Genomic DNA, 21245 nt, shown 5'->3' with positions numbered 1-21245 from the left:
AAGAACCGCACTCATCCAGGTGCGGGCGGGCGTCGGACGGCATTTAGGCGGCATTCAGAAAAACCCGAAGCCGACCTGGAACAGCTTTTCCACCTTGGGGATGATGCGCTTGTTGAGCGCAAACACGATGAGGTGGTCCTCTGTCTCGATCAGGGTGTCGTGGTGGGCGATCAGCACTTCCTCGCCGCGGATGATGGCGGCAATCGCCGCCCCTTCGGGCAGGGCCACATCACCGATGCGGCGTCCCACTACCTTCGAGGTTTTGAGGTCGCCGTGGATGACGACCTCGAGCACTTCGGCCGCGCCGCGCCGCAACGAATGTACCGCCGCCATGTCGCCGCGTCGGATCTTCGACAGCAGCGGGCCGACCGTGGCCTGCGCCGGCGAAATGGCGATGTCGATCTCGCCGCCCTGCACCAGATTGACGTAGGCCGAGCGGTTGATCAGGGCGATCACCCGCTGCGCGCCCATGCGCTTGGCCAGCAGGGCGGACATGATGTTGTCCTCGTCGTCGTTGGTGAGCGCGCAGAACACGTCCATCGACCCGATGTTTTCCTGCTCCAGCAATGCCTCGTCGGTGGCGTCGCCTTGCAGTACCAGGGCACGGTGCAACTGCTCGGCCAGCAGCGTGCAGGTGGCCTTGTTGTGGTCGATCAGCTTGACCTCGTAGTTGCGTTCCAGCGCGGCCGCCAGCCGCCGTCCGATGTTGCCGCCGCCGGCGATCATCACACGCTTGACCGGCCGCTCCATGCGGCGCAGTTCGCGCATCACCGAAGGGATGTCCTCACGGCGCGCCAGGAAAAATACTTCGTCGCCCGGCTCGATGACCGTGGTTCCCTCCGGCACGATGCCGCGGTCGCGCCGGTAGATCGCCGGGATCCGGCAATCGACATCCGGCATGTGGCGCTTGATGTCCTGCAGCTCGTGTCCCATCAGGGGGCCGCCGTGATAGGAGCGCACCGCCACCAGCCGCACTTTGCCCCCGGCAAAGTCGAGCACCTGCAGCGCCTCGGGGTGCTCGATCAGGCGACGCAGGGTGTCGGTCACCTCCTGTTCGGGGCTGATGACGTCGTCGACCCCGAAATGCTCGGCCAGAAAGTCCGCTTCCTGCCCCATGAAATCGCTGGAACGGATACGCGCAATGCGCGTGGGGAGGTTGAACAGGGTAGACGCGATGCGGCATGCCACCAGATTGGTTTCGTCGCTCTGCGTGACGGCGACCAGCATGTCGGCGTCCTCGGCGCCCGCCTGCTTCAGGACCGAGGGGTGCGCCGCGTGGCCACGCACGGTGCGCAGGTCGAAGCGGTCCTGAAGCAGCGCCAGACGCGAGATATCGAGGTCGACGACAGTGATGTCGTTGTCTTCGGCAACCAGGCTTTCAGCCAGGTTGGAGCCGACCTGGCCGGCACCGAGGATGATGATTTTCACGCGCCGGCCCTGCGCTTACAACTCTTCATCCAGCCGCCGCCCATGCCGGATATTCAGCTGCTTCAGCTTGCGATAGAGGTGGGTGCGCTCCAGTCCGGACTTGTCGGCAACCCGCGTCATGCTACCGCCCTCTTTCTGGATCAGATGTTCGAAATACATGCGCTCAAAGGCATCGCGCGCCTCGCGCAGCGGGATGTCGAGCGGAATGCCGTGCGCCACCGCCGGCGCGGACAGTTTCATCGGGGCGAGCACACGGTTGACCTCGGCGGCGTCGATTTCATTCGCCAGTGTGGTAACCGCCAGGGTGCGCACCACATTGCTGAGCTGCGGCAGATTGCCCGGCCAGTCGAAATTGCGCAGCTGGTTCAGGGCCGGCGTGGTCAGCCGCCGTACCGGGCTGACGCCTTCTTCCACCAGTTGCGCCAGCATGAAGTTGGCAATATCGGGCACATCCTCGCGGTGATCGCGCAGTGGCGGCAGCTGGATGGCGAGACTGGACAGGCGGTAAAACAGGCGGCTGTCGAATTCGCCGGCGGCGACCATGGCGTCGAGGCTACGGCTGCTGGCGCATACCAAGCGCGCACCGCTGCCCTCGATGCGGTCGAGCAGCAGCCCCAGGCCTTTTTGCTCCAGGCGCGCCAGCTCGCATACCTCGGGCAGGTAGAGGGTGCCATTGCCGAGCGCTTCGACAAAACCGAGCGGCTCGGACACCAGGCGCGCGCGATCCTTGATCTCGACCCACGCGCTGGCGGGCTGATGCAGAAAATGCGCGCAGATTTCAAAGCCGCTGCCGGGCTCGCCCTGCAACAGGACCGGCGCGGTGTTGCCGGCGATCTGAGTAAGGCGTTTTTTCAGTTCGAGGATCAGCGGGCTGCGCCCGAGCGCTGACAAATCCATGCCGGGCGTGCGCCGGGGGAGGGACGCGCCGCGCTTGATCGCCTTGCTGACGGTATCGATCAGCTTGGCCAGCGCCACCGGTTTTTCCAGAAAATCGGTGGCGCCAAGCCGGGTGGCTTCAACCGCGGTATCGATGGTGCCATGACCGGACATCATCACCACTGGCATGGTGAGCTGGCCACCTCCCGCCCATTCCTTCAGCAGCGTCACGCCGTCGGTATCGGGCATCCAGATGTCCAGCAGAACCAGGTCCGGACGCCGCAGGATGCGAAAGGCGCGTGCCGCCTCGGCATTTTCCGCCAGATGCACGTCGTAGCCTTCGTCGGTAAGGATTTCCGACAGCAATTCACGAATGCCCACTTCGTCGTCGACGACGAGAATATGCCCGCTCACGTGTTCTCCCCGGCTACCGCAAAAATGGGCAATGCAATGCGGATGGCGGCACCGCCCGATTTGATGTTTTCGATCTGGATTTTGCCGTGGTGCTCTTCCACGATCTTTTTGACGATGGCCAGGCCCAGGCCCGTCCCCTTGGCCTTGGTGGTTGCATATGGCTCGAACAGCCGCGTCATCAGATGTTCCGGAAACCCGGCTCCATTGTCCGTTACGGTCAAACAAACTGCATTGCTATCAAGAAGGTGCGTGCCAACCTCGACCCGCGGTGCGGGGTGGCCGGCCAGCGCATCCTGCGCATTTTGCAACAGATTATGTATTACCTGACGCAATAATGTGGAGTCGCCCGCAATCCGCGGCGAGTCGGCGTCGAGGTGCAGCTGCAGGCCCAGCGCTCTGGCATCGTAGAGCGCCAGCACTTCGTGCACCAGCGCATTCAGATCGAGCGGTTCGAGTCTGGCGCGCGGCATCCGCGCATAGCCGGCAAACGCGTCCACCATGCTTTTCATCGCGGCAACCTGGCTGACGATGGTTTGCGTGGCGCGCGCCAGGAACTCGGCGTCCGCCGGCTGCAGCCGGCCGTCGAGCTTGCGCGCGATGCGCTCGGCCGACAGCTGGATCGGGGTGAGCGGGTTCTTGATCTCGTGCGCCAGCCGCCGCGCCACCTCGCTCCAGGCGGCGTTGCGTTCGGCGTCGATCAGCTTGGTGACGTCGTCGAACACCAGCACATAGCCGCGCTCGACACCCGACGGCAGGCGGGTGCCGCGCAGCAGCAGCGACTGGCTGCCGCCGGGCCCGGCGTAATCGATCTGCTCCTGCCATTCGCCGTCATGCTCGCCGAAACGCGCCGCCACCGTCGCGCCAAACCCGTGCAGCGCCTCGCCCGCCCGACCCAGTGCGGCAAGCGGCTGGGCATCCAGCGCCGATGCGTGCACCCCCAGAATCTGCGCCGCCGCGCTGTTCATGGTGCGCACCTGCAGCGCTTCGTCCAGCACCACCACGCCGGACGACAGGTTGGCCAGCACGCGCTCGAGAAAGGCCTTGGCCTGCTCGGTCTGCTGGTGGTTCTGCGCGACCTGTTCGCGGGCGTCGGACAGCTGGCGGGTCATGCGGTTGAACGACTGGATCAGCACACCCAGCTCGTCGCGGCTCTTCACCGACGGCATCTGCGAAAAATCGCCTTTGGCCACGGCGCGAGTGCCGCGTGCCAGCGTGCGCAGCGGCGCGCCGAGGCGTTCCGACAGCAGATACGCGATCACCAGGGTCATCAGCAAGGCCAGCATCAGGGTGAGGGTGAGCGCGACGCCGTAGATGCGCTTCAGCCCCAGTCGCGACACCGCGATCTGCTGGTATTCCTGATACGCCAGCTGCACTGCCTGCGCATCGCGTGCCAGGCCGGCCGGCACCGGCTGCACCAGTTGCAGCACGCGCGTTTCGCCGGTCAGCGTGCTGGTGTATACCGGCACGATGACGTGCATGACGAGCCCGCGGTCGGCCACTTCCTCGATCCGGCTGTAGGGCTGCTGCTGCCTAACCTGCCACAGCACGCTGCGCTCGGGCAGCACCGGCAGCAGGGTGCCGCGCTCGCCGCTGACGTGGGCAATGACGCCACCGCGTTCGTCGAACAGGGTCAGCTCCTGCACCGCGCTTTGTTCACGCAGGGTGGAAAGGCTGGTGATGATCGAGCCCATGCCTTCGTCCGACAAGGCCAGCGCCATCCGCTGGGCTTTTTTGTCCTGCTCGCGCAGCAGGTCGTCGAGCGCGGCCTGGCCGAGGTTGACGCCGGAGGCCAGCGCGTTGTCGACCCGCACGTCGAACCAGGTTTCGATCGACCGGTTGAGGAAGAACACCGAGGCGCCATACACCACCAGGCCGGGCAGCAGGGCGACGACGCCGAACATCAGCAGCAGCTTGAGCGTGAGCTTGGCGCCGAACACGCCACGGCGGATGCGCTTTTGCAGCCACCACATGCGCCACCCCAGCAGCACCAGCAGCGCCGTGCCCAGCACGCCGCCACCGATGAACAGGCTGGGCAGGGAGTCGGAGAATGCGCTGCTGTCGCCGCTGGCATAGAACAGCAGGGATAGCAGCACGATGCCCATGATCAGGGCGGCGGCAATCAGACTGCGCATCAGGGCAAGGACGGCGGGGAAGCGGGCGCGGCGGGAGCCTCGAACGACCAGCCGTACCAGGGCGTCGCCAGTTCCCAATTGTCGCTGGTGACCGCGCCGATGGAGAGCGGCTTGGGCAGTTGCGCGGTATCGAGACGCAGGCGTAGACGGGCGTCGTAGCGACGCCCGGTCTTCAGGGCGCCGCGTTCCAGCACCTGCCAGTCGTCGACCTTCCCTAGCAGGGCCAGGGCTTCGCCCAGGGTCGCGACGGTCCGGGTGGTGTAGCCGATTTCGACGACATAGCGGCGCAGCAACAGGTGGTAATAAATCCGCAGTTTGCGCACCGGTTCGGCGATGTCTTCGTCCAGCCACCAGTCGCGCGGACGGGTCAGTTCCAGTTCCAGCAGAAAATACAGGTTGATCCCCTTGCTGAGCGCGTCTTCCAGGGTGCGGTTGAGCACGATGTCGACATCCGCATCCAGCAGATAGCCTTGCGAAGTGGCGCGGATGCCCGCCTGTTTGACGGTGCTTTTGTCGCTCGCCAGCGCGCCACCCGCGACGATCAGCCAGCCGCCCAGCAACAGGGCGGCCAGCCATCGAAAAGCCGGGTCACGTCTTGCGCAGCAGGGCGTAAAAGAAACCATCGTGCTCGGCATCGGGCAGCAGCGCCCCATCGGTCAAGGGTTGAGGAAGCGGGCAACGTTCGGCGTCTTTTATATGGCGCGCCAGGAACGCTCGCACTTGCCCGTCGTTTTCTTCATCGAATATCGAACAGGTGGCGTAAAGCAATGTACCACCGCGGGCCAGCAGCCGCCAGAGTGCTTCCAGCATAACGGCCTGCTGCGCGGCAAATTGAGCGATGTCGCCGGGACGGCGCAGCCACTTGATGTCGGGATTGCGGCGCACCACGCCGGAGGCGCTGCACGGCACGTCGGCCAGGATGCGGTCGAACGGCCGGCCGTCCCACCAGGCGGCGGGCTGCGCCGCATCGCCTTCGACCCGCGTTGCATGCAGATGCAGGCGGTCGAGATTTTCGTGCACTCGTGCCAGCCGCGCCGCATCCACGTCGAGCGCCGTCAGCACCACGTCGGCGCGTTCCAGGATATGGCCGCTCTTGCCGCCAGGTGCCGCGCAGGCGTCGAGTACCCGTTCGCCAGGCTGCGCATCGAGCAGGCGCGCCGCCCACTGTGCGCCGGCATCCTGCACCGACACGTCGCCCTGGTCGAAGCCGGGCAGGCTGTGCACCGGCACCGCGCGGTCGAGAGTGACCGCGTCCGGGCCGGTTTGATGCGCCGGCATCCCGGCTTGGTTCAGGCGCCGAAGATAGCTGGCGACATCGCCGTGGCGGCGATTGACGCGCAGGGTGAACGGCGGATGCAACAGGCTGGCTTCGAGCATGCCCTGCCATTGGTCCGGATATTCGGTTTGCAGCTTCGCAATCCACCAGTCGGGGTGCGACCAGCGCGCGGACGGCTGGTCGTCGGCGATTTTTTCCAGGTCGGCGCGGCGGCGCTGAAAATTGCGCAGCACCGCATTGGCGAGGCCGCGTCGCCAGCCCTGGCCCGCCGCGGTGACGGCGTTGTGCACCACGGCATGGGCGGGAGCACGGGTGTAGGCCAGCTGATACAGCGCCACGCGCAGCAGCCAGCCCAGTTGCGGATCGGTCAGAGGACGTTCGAGCAGCGCCGCCAGCCAGGCGTCGAGGCGGCCCAGCTGGCGCAGGCTGCCATACACGATGTCCTGCAGCGCGCCGCGTTCGCCCGGTGTGTGCAGATGCTGCAGGCACCGCGGCAACACCTGGTGCAGCGCCGTACCTGCGAGCACCTCCTCGAGCGCGCCGGCGGCGAGTTTTTGCAGCTTACGCATGGGGAAAAACGCCCCGCTTCATCATCGGTTGATTCATGGGATTCCGGCCACCGCATCGAGCGGCGGATGATATCAGGGTCGCGCAGGCACCCGGCGCGCGATTCGACTTCAGGCGCCGAGCCGGATTCCGGGCGGCAGCGGGCGGCCGGCGAGAAAGGCGGCGGCACTCATCCGTTTGCCGCCTGCCGGCTGGACCACCTGCAAGGCCAGCGTTCCGCTGCCGCAGGCGACGACCAGCTGGTCCGCTCCGGCGCGCAGCACCTCACCCGGCACATACGCGTTTCCACCTGCGCTGGCACGCAATGGATCGGTGCCGGCGTGCGCCGCCCAGATTTTCAGCGGCTCGCCGTCCAGCAACGTCCACGCGCCGGGGGCCGGATTGTAGGCGCGCACGGCACGTGCCAGCAGGTCGGCCGGCTGGCGCCAGTCCAGCCTGGCTTCTTCCTTGCCGAGTTTGGCGGCGTAGGTGGCCTGCGCGTCGTCCTGCGGCTGCGGCACCAGCGCAGGGTAGTGCGCCAGCGCCTCGACGATGGCGCTGGCTCCAGCCGCGGCCAGGGTGTCATGCAGGCTGGTTGCGGTGTCGGTTTCAAGGATCGGCACCACCGTTTTCATCAGCATCGCGCCGGTGTCGAGGCCGGCGTCCATTTGCATGATGGTGATGCCGGTTTCCGTGTCGCCCGCCAGAATCGCGCGCTGGATCGGCGCCGCACCACGCCAGCGCGGCAGCAGCGAGGCGTGGATATTGAGGCAGCCGAAACGCGGCAGGTCCAACACGGCCTGCGGCAGGATCAGTCCGTAGGCCGCGACGACCATGATGTCGGCATGCGCCGCACGTAGTTCGTCCAGAGAATGGGGCGGTTTCAGGTTGGCGGGCTGCGCGACCGGCAGGCCGCGTGCCAGTGCCGCCTGCTTGACGACGCTGGCGGCCAATTTCATGCCGCGTCCGGCCGGACGGTCAGGCTGGGTCAGCACCAGGACGATGTCGTGCCCGGCATCTGCCAGGGCGTTCAGGGCTGCCGCCGCAAACGGCGGGGTTCCGGCAAAAACAATGCGCACGGGGAACGGCTCAAAGCGACGCGCGCACGGGCGCGGCGTCGGGGCGGTGCTCGCGCGCCTGTTTGGCCAGCTTGGCCTTGATGCGATTGCGTTTGAGATTGGACAGATAGTCGACAAAGACCTTGCCCATCAGGTGATCCATTTCGTGCTGGATGCACACCGCCAGCAGGCCCTCGGCCTCGATCTCGAACAGCTTGCCGTCGCGATCGAGCGCGCGGACGGTGACGCGCTCGGCGCGCTCCACCTTGTCGAAAATGCCCGGCACCGACAGGCAGCCTTCTTCGCTTTCTTCACGTCCGGACTGCGCGACGATTTCGGGATTGATGAACACGCGCAGTTCGTCGTGGGTTTCGGAAATATCGATGACGACGACGCGTTCGTGAACGTTGACCTGGGTGGCGGCCAGGCCAATGCCGGGAGCGGCATACATGGTCTCGGCCATGTCGTCGATCAGCTTGCGGATGCGTGCATCCACCGCCTGCACCGGCTTGGCGACGGTGTGCAGGCGCGCATCGGGGTAATGCAAAATGTCGAGTCTGGCCATAAAAAGCTTTACGAATGAAGGGACTGGAGGCACACTTTGATGCAAAATCCGCACTCGGACGCCAGCAACCCTAAATATAAGACGGCGGATAGCCGTAAGTTAGGCGCACAGTATATTTTCAACGCAGAAAATTAGACAAGGTCTAAATGGAGGGTTCCCCGTGCGTCAACTCGTTGTTTCTCTTGCCCTGCTGCTGGCCGTCGCTCCCACGCTGGCCGATACCCTTAAATTGCAGGACAACGCGCCGGACAAATACGTCGTGGTCAAAGGCGACACGCTGTGGGATATCTCCGGCAAGTTTCTCAAGGATCCGTGGCGCTGGCCGCAGATCTGGAAGCTGAACCGCGCGGAAATCAAGAATCCGCACTGGATTTATCCGGGCGACCTGGTCGTGCTCGACCGCAGCGGCAAGGAGCCGCGCCTGACGCTGGTCAAGGGCGGCAAAAATGGCATGCAGACGATCAGGCTGTCGCCCGGCGCGCGCGCAAGCGCGCTCGGCGACAATGCCATTCCGGCGATTCCCATCACGGCGATCCATGCCTTTCTGAAACAGCCGTTGCTGGTCAGCGAAGACCAGCTGAGCAACGCACAGCAGATCCTCGGCACCAATGAAGAACGCGTCATCATGACGATGGGCGACACGGTGTACGCTACGAGCGATGGTTCCGCAAACCGCAATTGGCAGGTTTACCGCAAGGGACAAGCCTTGACCAACCCCGACAATGGGGCGCTACTGGGCTATGAGGCCGTGTTTTTGGGCGATGCCGAGACGCTGGTCGCCGGTAACCCGCAAAAACTGCAGCTCAAGCGGGTGACGCAAGAGATCTTCGCCAAGGACAAGCTCTTGCCGGCGCAGGAAAGCACCGTGTTCGAATTCGTGCCGCATTCGCCGGAAAAACCGGTTTCCGGCAAGGTGATTTCCGCCTACGGCGCTGAAGAAACATCCAACTCCGGGCGCTATCAGACGGTGGTGATCAACCGCGGCGCGCAGGACGGTCTCGAACCCGGTCACGTACTGGCGGTATATCGCGCAGGAAAACTGGTCAAGACGGACAAGCATGCGGGCGGCCGCCAGCGCTGGGTCTTTCTCGATTCCGGCTGCGTCAAACCAGGTGAAAAAATCAGCTTCGACCAGCCTTATGAGCCCGGCAAGGTCATGCAGGACTGCCCCGCCGCGGAAGTCCAGCCCGGGCCCTGGGCCTACATGGACGTGGGTTGCCTGAAACCCGGCAAGAAAGTGAGCTTTGACCAGTTCTTCGACCCCAAGGAAGTGTACGACCGCAGCTGCGTCGACAAAGCCCAAGCCGGCGCCACCCAGCTCCCGGACTCCCGCACTGGCCTCGTCATGGTGTACCGCGTGTTCGATCACGTGTCCTACGCACTGATCATGCAATCCGAACGCCCGGTCTACCTGCTCGATACCGTGAAAAACCCTGATTGAACGCGCTCGACCTCTGGCTGCGCCTCGCCCTCGCCCCCGGTGTCGGCAACACCAGCCTGCTCCGCCTGCTGACGGCCTTCGGTTCTCCGGAGGCCGTTTTGGCATCCGGCCGCACGGCACTGACGGCGCATCTTTCCTCCGCCCAATGCGACGCGCTGTTGGCCGAACCCGACGCCGTGCAGCTTGACGCTGCCCATGCCTGGCTCGACCAGCCGGGCAACAGCCTGATGACGCTGGCCGACGAGGACTACCCGAAGAGCCTGCTGGAAATCGCCGATCCGCCCGCGCTGCTGTTTTGCAAGGGACGACGCGCCCTATTGAGCCAGCCCGGCCTCGGCATCGTCGGCAGCCGCAACGCCACGCCGCAGGGGGTGCGCGACGCCGAAGCCTTTGCCCATGCGCTGTCCGACGCCGGGCTTACCATCGTCAGCGGGCTGGCGCTCGGCATCGACGCGGCGGCCCATCGCGGTGGGCTGGCGGGCGCAGGATCGAGCGTCGCCGTCATCGGCACCGGGCTCGACCGCATTTATCCGGCGCGCAACAAGGCGCTGGCGCACCAGCTGGCCGAAAACGGCCTGATCGTGTCGGAGTTTCCGCTCGGCACGCCGCCGCTGCCGGGCCATTTCCCGCGCCGCAACCGGCTGATCAGCGGCCTCTCCCGCGGCGTGCTGGTGGTGGAGGCGGCGCCCGACAGCGGCTCGCTGATCACCGCGCGGGTCGCCACCGAACAGGGGCGCGAAGTGTTTGCCATTCCCGGTTCCATCCATTCGCCGCTGGCGCGCGGCTGCCATGCACTGATCAAGCAGGGCGCCAAGCTGGTCGAATCGGCCGCCGATATTCTCGACGAACTGGCTTGGCAGCAGCGGCTGGCCCCACCCCGCTCGCGGGTGCCGCCGGAAACCCTGTCCGATCCGGTACTGGATGCGCTCGACGGAGCGCCGGCCAGCCTGGACGCGCTGACACAAAGAACCGGGTTGACGCTGGATGCGCTTTCAGCGAAGCTGTTGACGCTTGAACTGGATGGGCGGATTGCCTCCCTGCCCGGCGGGCGCTACCAAAAAATCCACTGACACTATGCTCGACATCCTGGTTTACCTGTATGAAAGCTTCCGCATGGCGGAGCTGGCGCCCGATCGCGACGCGCTGGAAAAGCGCCTGTTCGCCGCCGGCTTCGAGGAAGCCGACATCAACGCCGCGCTCGACTGGTATGCCAATCTGGCCAGCAGCGCCAGCCACGAACGGCTGGCCCTGGCGTATGACCGCCATTACGCGCCGGAAGAACTGGAGCGACTGAACGACGCCTGTCGCGCCGAACTGGCCTATCTGGTCAATGCCGAAATCCTCGACCCCGAATCGCGCGAATGGGTGATTTCCGGCCTGATGGCGCTGGGCGGCGAGGATATCGAGCCGGACCATGTGCGCTGGATGACGCTGATCGTGCTGTGGAGCCGCGGGCTGATCGAACATTTCACCCACCTGGAAGACATGCTGCTGAACCACGAGCCAGGACGTTTACACTGAATTAAATAACCATGTCCAAGCTTGTCATCGTCGAATCGCCGTCGAAATCCAAAACGCTGAAGAAATACCTCGGCGCCGACTACGAAATTCTCGCCAGCTACGGCCACGTGCGCGACCTGGAGCCGAAAACCGGTGCGGTCGACACCGAAAGCTTCAGCATGAAATACCAGATCATCGAACGCAACGCCAAGCACGTCGATGCCATCGTCAAGGCCGCCAAAAAAGCCGACGAAGTACTGCTGGCCACCGACCCGGATAGGGAAGGCGAGGCGATTTCCTGGCACATCAGCGAAATCCTCAAGGAACGCAAGGTCAAGACCCCGATGAAACGGGTAGCGTTCTACGAGATCACCGAATCCGCCGTCCAGGACGCCGTGCGCAATCCGCGCGAGATCGCATCCGATCTGGTCGACGCGCAGCAGGCCCGCCGCGCGCTGGATTATCTGGTCGGCTTCAACCTGTCGCCGCTGCTGTGGCGCAAGATCAGCCCGGGCTTGAGCGCCGGCCGCGTGCAGTCCCCCGCATTGCGGATGATCGTCGAGCGCGAAGAGGAAATCGAAGCCTTCGTGCCACGCGAGTACTGGACGCTTCACCTCGACAGCCACAAGGGCGCGCAGCCCTTCACCGCCAAGCTCACCCATTTCAAGGGCGAAAAACTCGAACAGTTCACGGTCGGGCACGAGGCACGCAGCAAGGAATGGCTGGCGACACTGGAAGGCCGCGATGCCACGGTGATGCGCATCGAAAAGAAACGCCGCGCCCGCCACCCCGGCGCGCCGTTCACCACCTCGACGCTGCAGCAGGCCGGCGTGCGCCAGCTCGGCATGACCACCGACCGCGTGATGCGCACCGCGCAGCAGCTATACGAAGGGATCGATCTGGGCGAAGGCCCGGTCGGTCTCATCACCTACATGCGTACCGACTCGGTGAATCTGGCACAGGAAGCGATTACCGATCTCCGCAAGTATGTGAGCGCCAACTTCGACAAGGAATTCCTGCCGCCGACCGCGCTCCACTACAAGGCCAAGACCAAGAACGCACAGGAAGCCCACGAGGCGGTGCGTCCGACCGCGGTCATGCGCACACCGGAAGCGGTGAAGTCGTTCCTTTCGCACGACCAGGCGAGGCTCTACGAGCTGATCTGGAAGCGCACTGTCGCCTGCCAGATGGCGCCGGCGCAGTTCGACACCGTCGCCGCCGACATCACGGTGGGTGAGGGCACCTTCCGCGCCACCGGGCAGACGCTGGCATTCGCCGGCTTTCTCGCGGTGTACCAGGATGACGAAGACGAAGAAGAATCGAAACTGCCGGCGTTGACCGAAGGCGAAACCCTGCCGGTCGACCGTCTTTACGGTGAGCAGCATTTCACCCAGCCACCGCCGCGTTACACCGAGGCATCGCTGGTGAAGGCGCTGGAGGAGTATGGCATCGGCCGGCCTTCCACCTACGCCAGCATCATTTCCACCCTGCAGGATCGCGAATACGTGGTACTGGAAAAGAAGCGATTTCAGCCGACCGATATCGGCCGTCTGGTCAACTGCTTCCTGACCCGTCATTTCACCCATTACGTCGATTACGACTTCACCGCCAAGCTGGAGGACAAGCTCGACGACGTCTCCAACGGCAAGCGCGTATGGTCGCGCCTCCTCGGCGAATTCTGGAAGGAGTTCGACGGCGAGTTGAAGGCCAAGCAGGACGTCGAACGCGGCTGCCCGATCCTGGAGGCCTGCCCCAAGTGCGGCAAGCCGCTGTTCATGCAGGCGAGCAAGCGCGGGCTGTTCATCGGCTGCTCCGGCTACCCGGAATGCGACTACACGCGGCCGCTGCATGCGGCCACCGCCGAGGGCGACAATATTCTCGGCCAGGATCCGGCTTCCGGCCTCGACGTCAAGCTGCTGTCCGGCCGCTTCGGCCCCTACGTGCAGATCGGCGAGATGCCGGAAGACAAGAAGGCACCGAAACCGCGCCGCGCCTCGTGGCCGAAGGACATCCCGCTGGAGAATGCGACGCTCGAACTGGCGCTGAAATTCCTCTCGCTGCCGCGCGAAGTGGGACACCACCCGGCCACCGGCCTGCCGATCGTCGCCAACAACGGCCGCTTCGGCCCCTATCTGCTGCACGACGGCAAGTTCAAGTCGATCCCCAAGACCGACAGCGTGTACGAAATCGATCTGCCACGGGCGCTCGAAGTGCTGGCGATGGAACGCGCCCCGCGCGGCGCCGACTCCGCCGCCTCGGTGCTCAAAACCCTGGGCCCGCATCCGGACGACGGCAAGGACATCACGGTGCGCAGCGGCCGCTACGGCCCCTACGTCAAGCACGGCAGCACCAACGCCACGCTGCCGAAGGACCTCACGCCGGAGGAGATCACGCTGGATGAGGCGCTTGCGCTGATCGCCACACGCGTGGCCAAGGGCCCGGCCAGGAAGCCAGCGAAAAAGGCCGCGGCCAAACCCGCGGTGAAGAAGAAGGAAAAGCCCGCAGAAGCGGCGGAAGCGAAAAAACCCGCAGCGAAAAAGGCAACAACCAAAAAGGCGCCCGCCAAACCTGCCACCGCCAGGAAGCCTGCCAGCAAAAAACCAGCCGCATGAGCAGCTCGCCCGTGCTGCTCATGGTCAACGCCTTCATCGGCACGGCCGGCTACAAAAAACTGTATCAGGAGCTGGGTTACACGGTCGTCGCCGAGTGGTCGGAGCGCAAGGCCATCAGCCTGGTGCGCAAAAATCCGCCCGCGGTCATCGTGGCGGATTTTTACCACCAGACGGATTTCCGCGACCGTCTGTCCAACCTCGAATCCCTGCTGGCCGCGGTGCAAAGCGCGCCCGGCACCCGTATCCTGGTTTTTTACGAAACGGCACATCAGGTCGTGCTCGATAAAGTCAGCGCCCGCCTGCGCATCGATGCCGCATTGACGCTGCCGGTACAGGAAGACCTGTTGCGCGCCACCTTGCAGCGCTGGCGAGCCAATATCCCCGCGTAGCTGCAATTAAACTTTCCATAGGGCTGGCCGTTAAACTCCACGTCATCCCGTGGAGACGACCATGCGTTTAGCCATCCTGTCCCTGTTCCTGGTCTCGGCTGTTGTCCAGGCCGCACCGCTCACGCTCGGCGTGGTGCTCGATCAAAACGAATCGATCACCGATTTCAATACCACCCAGCGCTACCGCGCCTTCACCAACGAAGTCGAACGGGCGCTCGGCCAGCCGGTCCGGCTGCAGTATTACACGCGCGGCTTTGCCGCCATCAAGCACGCCAAGGACGGCACGCTGGACATGGTGTTCGGCCCCGCCCAAGTGATCGCCAACGTCAGCAAATTCAAGTTCGAGCCCATACTCAAATCCAACGCGACGATCGCCGCCGCGTTCGTGTCGGGCCCGGATTACAAAGGTACGCTGGGCGCCAAATCGCGCGCCAGACTGGGCGTTCCCGATTACGAATCACTGATGGGCAGCATGGCGCGCAGCGAGATCAACAGCCGCGGACTGGCCAAAAGCGACTTTGCCGAAATCAAATTTCATCGCATGGCCGAGGCTCCGCTGTACGGGCTGAAGCTTGGCCGCTATGACCTGGCGGTCGCCTCCGCCGAGGAAGCCAAAACCTGGACTGCGGCCAACGGCGGGCGCATCGTTTTCACTGGCGCATCGGTGCCGCTGCGCGCGCTGACCATACAGCCTGAAACCGTATCGGCAGGCGCCCAGCAAAAGCTGGCCGCCACCCTGCAGAAAGGCAACAGCCTCAATCTCGCGCTCTCCACCGCCACCAGGGCCGATTTCAAAAGCGTCGCCTCGATGCTGAATACCACGCCCACCAGCCTGCCCGGTGCCAAGATCATCAGCGCTGCCGAGGCCCAGGCACTGATTGCCAAACAAACGCCGGTTTACGACGTGCGGGTGAAAGAAGAATACGAAACCGCCCATGTTCCCGGCGCCATTTCCGTTCCTTACAATGAAGGCAGCGCCAAGGAAGTCGGTTTCGACCCGGCGGACGACCAGTTCGCACTGAACAGGCTGCCGAAGGACAAGAATGCCCCCTTCATGATGTATTGCGACGGCACCATCTGCTGGAAGAGCTACAAGTCCGCCACCATGGCGATCCAGGCCGGCTGGAAAAATGTCTACTGGTTCCGCGGCGGCTTCCCGGAGTGGAAGGAAGCGGGGCTGGCGGTTGAATCAAAGAAAAACTAGCTTCCCCATTGAACATGCAAAAGCCCGGCCATGCCGGGCTTTTGCATGTGTGTGGCCTGGTTCTCGTGGGCAGAGAAACCGGCCGCTGCGTTCGGCGGTGACGCGGCGGGTTCGGCTTCGCCCTTGACTTCCCGCTACCAGCCGAATACCCGCGCCGCCAGCTTGCGCAGTTCCTCGAACCAGAGTACCACGCTGGCCATCGCCACGCAGACCAGCCATTGGTCGGGCGTCAGCGGCACCGTGCCGAACGCGGTGTTCAGGAAACCGACATGGACGACGGCCACCTGCAGCACGACCGACAGCGCGATCGCGCCCCAAAGCCACGGGTTGACGAACAGGTGGCGGAACGCGCTGACCGATTCGGAGCGGGCGTTGAAGCAGTTGAACAGCTGCGCGAAGACCAGCGTCGTGAACGCGGCGGTGCGCGCATTGGCCAACTCGTGCGTGCCTTCGATCAGCCCCCCCGGCAGGTACAGGTCGAGCGTCAGCAGCGTGACCAGCGCCATCACCGCACCGATCTCCAGCACTCCGGCCCACATCCGGCCGTCGATGACCCGTTGCTGCGGCGGGCGCGGCTTGCGCGCCATGACATCCTCGGTCTCGGGATCAACGCCCATGGCCAGCGCGGGGCCGGAGTCGGTGATCAGGTTGATCCACAGGATCTGCGTGGCCAGCAGCGGCAGCACCACGGCACCGCCGGAATCCGGCCCGCTGAGGCCGATCACGCCGGCCAGCACGACGCCGAGGAACACGGTCAGCACTTCTCCCATGTTCGACGACAACAGGTAACGCAGAAACTTCCGGATGTTGTCGAAGATGGCGCGCCCCTCGCGCACGGCGTGCACGATCGTCGCGAAGTTGTCGTCGGCGAGGATCATCCGCGCGGCTTCCTTGGTGACCTCGGTGCCGGCGACGCCCATCGCCACGCCAATGTCGGCCGACTTCAATGCCGGCGCGTCGTTGACGCCGTCGCCGGTCATCGCGACGACGTTGCCGTCGGCCTGCAGCGCGTCGACGATGCGCAGCTTGTGGGCCGGCGCCACGCGGGCGAACACCGAGGTGCTGCGCACCGCTTCGGCAAAGCCCGCTTCGTCGAGCTTGTCGAGATCGGTCCCGGTCAGCGCAGCCGCACCGGCTTCGACGATGCCGAGATCGGCGGCGATCCGCGCCGCCGTGCGCGGGTGATCGCCGGTGATCATGATCACGCGAATGCCGGCGCGGTGAGCCTCGGCGATGGCCTGTGCCGCTTCCTCGCGCGGCGGGTCGATGATGCCGACGGTGCCGGCAAAGACGAGGTCGCGTTCGATCTGCGCGAGGTCTTGTGAACCGGTGCCCTCGTCGGCACGCAGCGGACGGTAAGCGACCGCCAACGTGCGCAGCGCGGCGTCGGTGAGCGCGTCGACGTCGGCCAGGATGCGCTGGCGCAGCGCGGCGTCGAGTGCCACCACGTCCATGCCGACGCGCGCGTGCGTGCAGCGTTCCAGCAGCACGTCGGGGGCGCCCTTGGCAATCAGCATGCGTTCGTCGCCGTGCTCGTGGTCCACTTCGATGGTGGACATCATCTTGCGTTCGGAGGTGAACGGAATCTCGCCGATGCGCTCGAAACGCCGTTCGCGCTGCGCGTGCACGCCGAGCTTGCGTTCGGCGACGAGGAAGGCCGCCTCGGTCGGATCGCCCTGGATCACCCAGTCGCCGTCGCTCGTCTGCTGCAACTGGGCATTGCCGGCCAGGCTGCCGCCGCTCAGCACGAGGATCGCCTCAGCACGCAGCGCTTCGTCCTGCAGCGCTGCGCCGTCGACCTCGACACTGCCCTGCGGCACGTAGCCGACGCCGGTGATGCGGGCTGTGCCCGAGGCGGTCATCAACCGCTCGATCGTCATCTCCGAGCGTGTCAGGGTGCCGGTCTTGTCGGAGCAGATGACCGAGGCCGAGCCCAGCGTTTCGACCGACGACAGGTTCTTGACGATCGCGTTGCGCTGCGACATTCGTTGCACGCCGAGTGCGAGCACCACCGACAGGATCGCCGGCAGCCCCTCGGGCACCGCGGCCACGGCCAGCGAGACGCCGAGCAGCAGCACGTTGATGACGTCGGCGGCGCTGCGCACCTCGAAGACCAGGAACACCGTTGCGACGACGATCAGCGCAATGACGACGACGCCGATGCCGAGCATGCGTCCGATCCTGGCGACCTCCTTCTGCAGCGGCGTCGACTCTGCTTCGGTGGCGTCGAGCATCTCGGCGATCGCGCCCATCTGGCTGGCCATACCGGTTGCGGTGACCACCGCGCGGCCGCTGCCCTGTGCAACGGCCGTGCCCTTGAACACCATGTCGAGCCGGTCGCCGAGCGCTGCCGGGCCGGGCAGGGTCGCGGCGTCCTTCAGCACGGCCTCGCTCTCGCCGGTCAGCGAGGCCTCCTGCACGCGCAGCGATGCCGCCTGAATCAGTCGCGCATCGGCGCCGACGGCGTCGCCTTCACCGAGCACGAGCAGGTCGCCGCGCACCAGTTGCACGCTCGGGATCCGCTGCAGCTGGCCGTCGCGCAGCACCGCCGAGGTGACCGCGGTCATTCGCGCCAGCGCAGCCACCGCGTCGCGCGCCTTGGCTTCCTGCACATAGCCAAGCAGGCCGTTCATCGCCACGATGACCCCGATCACGATCGCGTCGACCGGCCAGCCGATGCGGCCCTCGATCAGCCAGGCGACCAGCGAGATGGCGATCGCCGCCAGCAGCAGGTAAATCAACGGGTCCTGGAACTGGGCCAGGATGCGCCGCCAGCGTGGGATCGGGGGTGCCGCGCGCAGCGCGTTCGGCCCATCCTGGGCGAGGCGGCGGGCCGCCTCGCCGGTGCTCAGGCCGTTCTCGAGGTCGGCCCCCAGGATCCGGGCGACTTCGTCGGCATCCTGCGTGGACGGATCGCCGGGTGCGGGCGGTGGGCTGACATCGCGAGGTGACGCGCTGACCCGGGTCGATTGTGATCTCATGCTGGCCTCATGGCGAACGCGTGACGCGCTCCTGGACACGCGGCGCACGCTGTCAGGAGGTTAAAATAGTGGCGCGCCTCTCTTTGTGGAATCAATAGATTAGCCGTTATTCCGCTCCTACACCGCTTCCTGCGAAATAATGGCCGTGTGGTGGCGGTGAGGGAAGAAGGCCGGTCAGCCATTCCATGCGCGTGGCGAGATGGGTGGAAAAAAAGATCATCGATATGGTCATTGACCAGGCATTGATGCGATGAGGAAAACGGAAGAAACCCGACCATGACGAACCCGGGCAAGACGGCCGGACCGGACCCGATCCCGACCGGCACCGCCTTCCTCGCCATCGCCGCCGCTGTCCGCTTGCTGTTGCAGGGCATCTTTCCCGTCCTGCTCGCGCCCGGCCTGCACAGGCCGGGGCGGCGTTAAGCCGATCCCGGGACACGAGGAAGCGGATGCTGCTGCTCCAGTTTATCGGCGCGCTATTCCTTTTTCTGATCACCGCAGGGATCGTGACCAGGCTGCGCCATCCCCTGCCTCCGCTCGACCCGCGCGCGCCGTCGGTCTACTTGACCGATACCGGGGATACCCCGTTGGGGCGCGGGACCGCGAGTGCATGCACGGAGCATCCGGGCCGATCCGGCGTCCATATGCTGGCGAACGGGCGCGAAGCCTTTGCCGCCCGCGTCCTGCTCGCGCGCGCAGCGGTTCGCAGCCTCGATATTCAATACTATATCTGGCAAGGCGACCTGTCCGGAACCCTGATGCTGGAGGCCATGCACGAGGCGGCCGATCGCGGCGTGCGGGTCCGCATGCTGCTTGACGACAACGGCATCGCCGGTCTCGATCCGGTGCTGGCCGCGCTGGACCTGCATCCCAATATCGAAATCCGCCTGTTCAACCAGTTTGTCGTGCGGCATCCCAAGCTGGTCGGTTATCTGACCGATTTTCCGCGCCTCAATCGCCGGATGCACAACAAGAGCTTCACTGCCGACAACCAGGCGACGATCATCGGCGGCCGCAACATCGGCGACGAGTATTTCGGCGCCCGCGACGAAGCGCTGTTCTCCGATATGGACGTGCTCGCGATCGGCCCGGTCGTGGAGGACGTCTCGCGCGACTTCGACCGCTACTGGTCGAGCCTGTCTGCTTATCCCGCAGACAGGATCCTGCCGGCCGGGGATCTAAAGGCCCTTGCCCGCCAGACCTCGCTGGTCGAGCGCGACCCGGCTGCCCGCGTCTATATGGAAGCGATCCGCGCGCTTCCGTTCATCGAGCAGATGGTCGCCGGATCGCTGCCATTCGAATGGGCGGCGATCCGCATGATCAGCGACGATCCTGCCAAGGGTCTCGGCGACATCGACAAGGAAAAGCTGCTGGCTACCGCGCTGCACGAGGCCATCGGCAGACCCGAACGCGAGGTACGGCTGATCTCCGGCTATTTTGTGCCCACCCGCGCCGGCGCCGAGGCCTTTTCGGGACTTGCGGCGAGCGGCGTGGATGTCTCCATCTTCACCAATGCCTTCGCAGCGACGGATGTGTGGATCGTCCATGCGGGCTATGCCGAACGCCGCAAAGCCCTGCTGCGCGCCGGCATCCGCCTGTTCGAAATGCGCGGCCCGGAAGGGAACGAGCGGCCACGCCGCAAGCTCGTCGGTGCCGGCTCAGGCGGCAGCGGCAGCGCCAAAGGCCATGTGCTGCGATCCAGCGGATCGATCCTGCACGCCAAGACCTTCACGGTCGACAACCACAGGCTGTTCATCGGCTCGTTCAACTTCGATCCGCGCTCGATACACCTCAACACCGAGCTCGGCTTCGTCATCGAGAGCCCCCGGCTTGCCGCCGCCGTCTCCCGCGCGTTCGAAACCGACATTCCCATGCGCGCCTATGAAGTGGCGCTCACGGACGATGGCCGCCTCAACTGGCGCGAGCAGGGGCCGGATGGAACCGTTATCCACGCGACCGAGCCGGGTACCAGCACGTTCCAGCGCTGGGGAATCCGCATTCTGTCCTGCCTTCCGATCGAGTGGCTGCTGTAGGAAACGGGACCGTCTGCGGCCGTAACCTGCTCGCATGATCGTCGTGACTTTCCGTAGCAGAACGTCTGACATCGATAGCGTGAGCTGTGTTCGACATCGAACTGCGCGAAGCCGATTCAGTATCCTTTGGTGCTGTGCTGGTGTTCCGGGATGTTTTCATTTGGATATTGGCTATCTTGTTAGGGTGTATCGCTAATCTTGGCCCGCTCGCACTGGCGGCGCAGTGCATGTGCGGCAAATTTCCGGGGTATCGAACATGCCTGTTTTTCCGAAGCCGAAATTCGCGTTCGATTACGCCGTTGCCGGTGAGGTGGGCTGGCTTCGGAAGCACAAGAAAACGCGCCGGATTCCAAAACGGCAGGCGGGAAAACTCCTCGTTGCCACATGGAACATCGCCAATCTCGGCGCCCAGCATCGCCGAGACCAGGATCTCTCCCTCATCGCTGAAGTGATTAACTGGTTCGACATCGTTGCGATTCAGGAGTGTCGGGAGAACTTCGGCGGATTCAACCGGTGGATGCAACACACTAGAGACTGCGTAAGCAGAAGGAGTGTTGCAGATGAAACGAAGACCTCGGATCTATTACACGGAAAGCCAGAAAGCCTTGATGTGGGAACGTTGGAGGAAAGGGGAGTCCCTTCAACAGATCGCCCAGTTGTTTGATCGAAACCACTCATCCATACAACGCATACTGGCTGAGACCGGCGGGATAAGCCCGGCGCCACGACACCGATCGAGCTTGACGCTGACATTAGCTGAACGCGAAGAAATATCGCGTGCTTTAGCATC

The 21245-nt window shown here is 64.7% G+C and carries 17 protein-coding genes and 1 pseudogene; 10 read left to right on the top strand and 8 right to left on the bottom strand.

Annotated features, from left to right (window positions below):
• Positions 1 to 54: 54 nt before the first annotated feature.
• From trkA to def, 7 genes are all read right to left on the bottom strand, one after another.
• A complete protein-coding gene (gene trkA, locus B059_RS0102440) occupies positions 55 to 1428 on the bottom strand; it encodes a Trk system potassium transporter TrkA (protein WP_018076652.1) in 1374 nt (457 codons plus the stop codon).
• 15 nt (positions 1429 to 1443) lie between these two features.
• Positions 1444 to 2718 carry a sigma-54-dependent transcriptional regulator gene (locus B059_RS0102435; protein WP_018076651.1) on the bottom strand — a complete coding sequence of 425 codons (1275 nt, stop codon included), beginning with the start codon at positions 2716 to 2718 and terminating at the stop codon, positions 1444 to 1446.
• Positions 2715 to 4928 carry a sensor histidine kinase gene (locus B059_RS0102430; protein WP_245538714.1) on the bottom strand — a complete coding sequence of 738 codons (2214 nt, stop codon included), beginning with the start codon at positions 4926 to 4928 and terminating at the stop codon, positions 2715 to 2717. Before B059_RS0102430 ends, B059_RS0102435 begins: the two co-directional genes overlap by 4 nt.
• The gene (locus tag B059_RS0102425) at positions 4850 to 5473 is read right to left on the bottom strand and encodes a DUF4390 domain-containing protein (RefSeq protein ID WP_245538713.1); all 624 of its coding nucleotides are present in this window, start codon (positions 5471 to 5473) and stop codon (positions 4850 to 4852) included. Before B059_RS0102425 ends, B059_RS0102430 begins: the two co-directional genes overlap by 79 nt.
• Positions 5439 to 6695 (bottom strand): 16S rRNA (cytosine(967)-C(5))-methyltransferase RsmB, encoded by a 1257-nt coding sequence (rsmB, locus tag B059_RS0102420; RefSeq protein WP_018076648.1) that lies wholly within the window; start codon positions 6693 to 6695, stop codon positions 5439 to 5441. Before rsmB ends, B059_RS0102425 begins: the two co-directional genes overlap by 35 nt.
• Positions 6696 to 6803: 108 nt before the next feature.
• Positions 6804 to 7751, bottom strand: a complete 948-nt coding sequence (fmt, locus tag B059_RS0102415) for a methionyl-tRNA formyltransferase (RefSeq protein ID WP_018076647.1) — start codon at positions 7749 to 7751, stop codon at positions 6804 to 6806.
• 10 nt (positions 7752 to 7761) lie between these two features.
• Positions 7762 to 8295 (bottom strand): peptide deformylase, encoded by a 534-nt coding sequence (def, locus tag B059_RS0102410; RefSeq protein ID WP_018076646.1) that lies wholly within the window; start codon positions 8293 to 8295, stop codon positions 7762 to 7764.
• A gap of 160 nt (positions 8296 to 8455) precedes the next feature.
• On the opposite strand from def, the gene B059_RS0102405 reads away from it, so the two are divergent.
• From B059_RS0102405 to B059_RS0102380, 6 genes are all read left to right on the top strand, one after another.
• Complete coding sequence (locus tag B059_RS0102405; protein WP_018076645.1) at positions 8456 to 9736, top strand: LysM peptidoglycan-binding domain-containing protein; 1281 nt, start codon at positions 8456 to 8458, stop codon at positions 9734 to 9736.
• Positions 9733 to 10806 (top strand): DNA-processing protein DprA, encoded by a 1074-nt coding sequence (gene dprA, locus B059_RS0102400; protein WP_018076644.1) that lies wholly within the window; start codon positions 9733 to 9735, stop codon positions 10804 to 10806. Before B059_RS0102405 ends, dprA begins: the two co-directional genes overlap by 4 nt.
• Positions 10807 to 10810: 4 nt before the next feature.
• Positions 10811 to 11257 (top strand): Smg family protein, encoded by a 447-nt coding sequence (locus tag B059_RS0102395; RefSeq protein ID WP_018076643.1) that lies wholly within the window; start codon positions 10811 to 10813, stop codon positions 11255 to 11257.
• A gap of 11 nt (positions 11258 to 11268) precedes the next feature.
• Complete coding sequence (gene topA / locus B059_RS0102390; RefSeq protein WP_018076642.1) at positions 11269 to 13848, top strand: type I DNA topoisomerase; 2580 nt, start codon at positions 11269 to 11271, stop codon at positions 13846 to 13848.
• A complete protein-coding gene (locus tag B059_RS0102385) occupies positions 13845 to 14237 on the top strand; it encodes a DNA-binding transcriptional response regulator (protein ID WP_018076641.1) in 393 nt (130 codons plus the stop codon). Before topA ends, B059_RS0102385 begins: the two co-directional genes overlap by 4 nt.
• A 61-nt stretch (positions 14238 to 14298) precedes the next feature.
• The gene (locus tag B059_RS0102380) at positions 14299 to 15441 is read left to right on the top strand and encodes a rhodanese-like domain-containing protein (RefSeq protein WP_018076640.1); all 1143 of its coding nucleotides are present in this window, start codon (positions 14299 to 14301) and stop codon (positions 15439 to 15441) included.
• A 134-nt stretch (positions 15442 to 15575) separates the two neighbouring features.
• Here the strand turns inward: B059_RS0102380 and B059_RS0102375 are convergent, their stop codons facing one another.
• Positions 15576 to 18422 (bottom strand): cation-translocating P-type ATPase, encoded by a 2847-nt coding sequence (locus B059_RS0102375; RefSeq protein WP_018076639.1) that lies wholly within the window; start codon positions 18420 to 18422, stop codon positions 15576 to 15578.
• 276 nt (positions 18423 to 18698) lie between these two features.
• On the opposite strand from B059_RS0102375, the gene B059_RS20720 reads away from it, so the two are divergent.
• The 4 genes and pseudogenes from B059_RS20720 to B059_RS20205 all read left to right on the top strand — a co-directional run.
• Positions 18699 to 18845, top strand: coding sequence for a hypothetical protein (locus B059_RS20720; protein ID WP_018076638.1), 147 nt, complete (start codon positions 18699 to 18701; stop codon positions 18843 to 18845).
• Between the two features lie 26 nt (positions 18846 to 18871).
• Complete coding sequence (locus B059_RS0102365; RefSeq protein WP_018076637.1) at positions 18872 to 20455, top strand: phospholipase D family protein; 1584 nt, start codon at positions 18872 to 18874, stop codon at positions 20453 to 20455.
• A 256-nt stretch (positions 20456 to 20711) separates the two neighbouring features.
• Positions 20712 to 21119 carry a hypothetical protein gene (locus tag B059_RS21100; protein WP_018076636.1) on the top strand — a complete coding sequence of 136 codons (408 nt, stop codon included), beginning with the start codon at positions 20712 to 20714 and terminating at the stop codon, positions 21117 to 21119.
• Positions 21016 to 21245, top strand: a pseudogene (locus tag B059_RS20205) (IS30 family transposase); the annotation flags it as partial. The gene B059_RS21100 and the pseudogene B059_RS20205, both read left to right, overlap by 104 nt.

The organism is Thiobacillus denitrificans DSM 12475 (genome assembly GCF_000376425.1).
Classification (GTDB): Bacteria; Pseudomonadota; Gammaproteobacteria; order Burkholderiales; family Thiobacillaceae; genus Thiobacillus; species Thiobacillus denitrificans.
The sequence above is the reverse complement of the archived record's forward strand: the minus strand, read 5'-3'. Positions and strand labels throughout refer to the sequence as shown.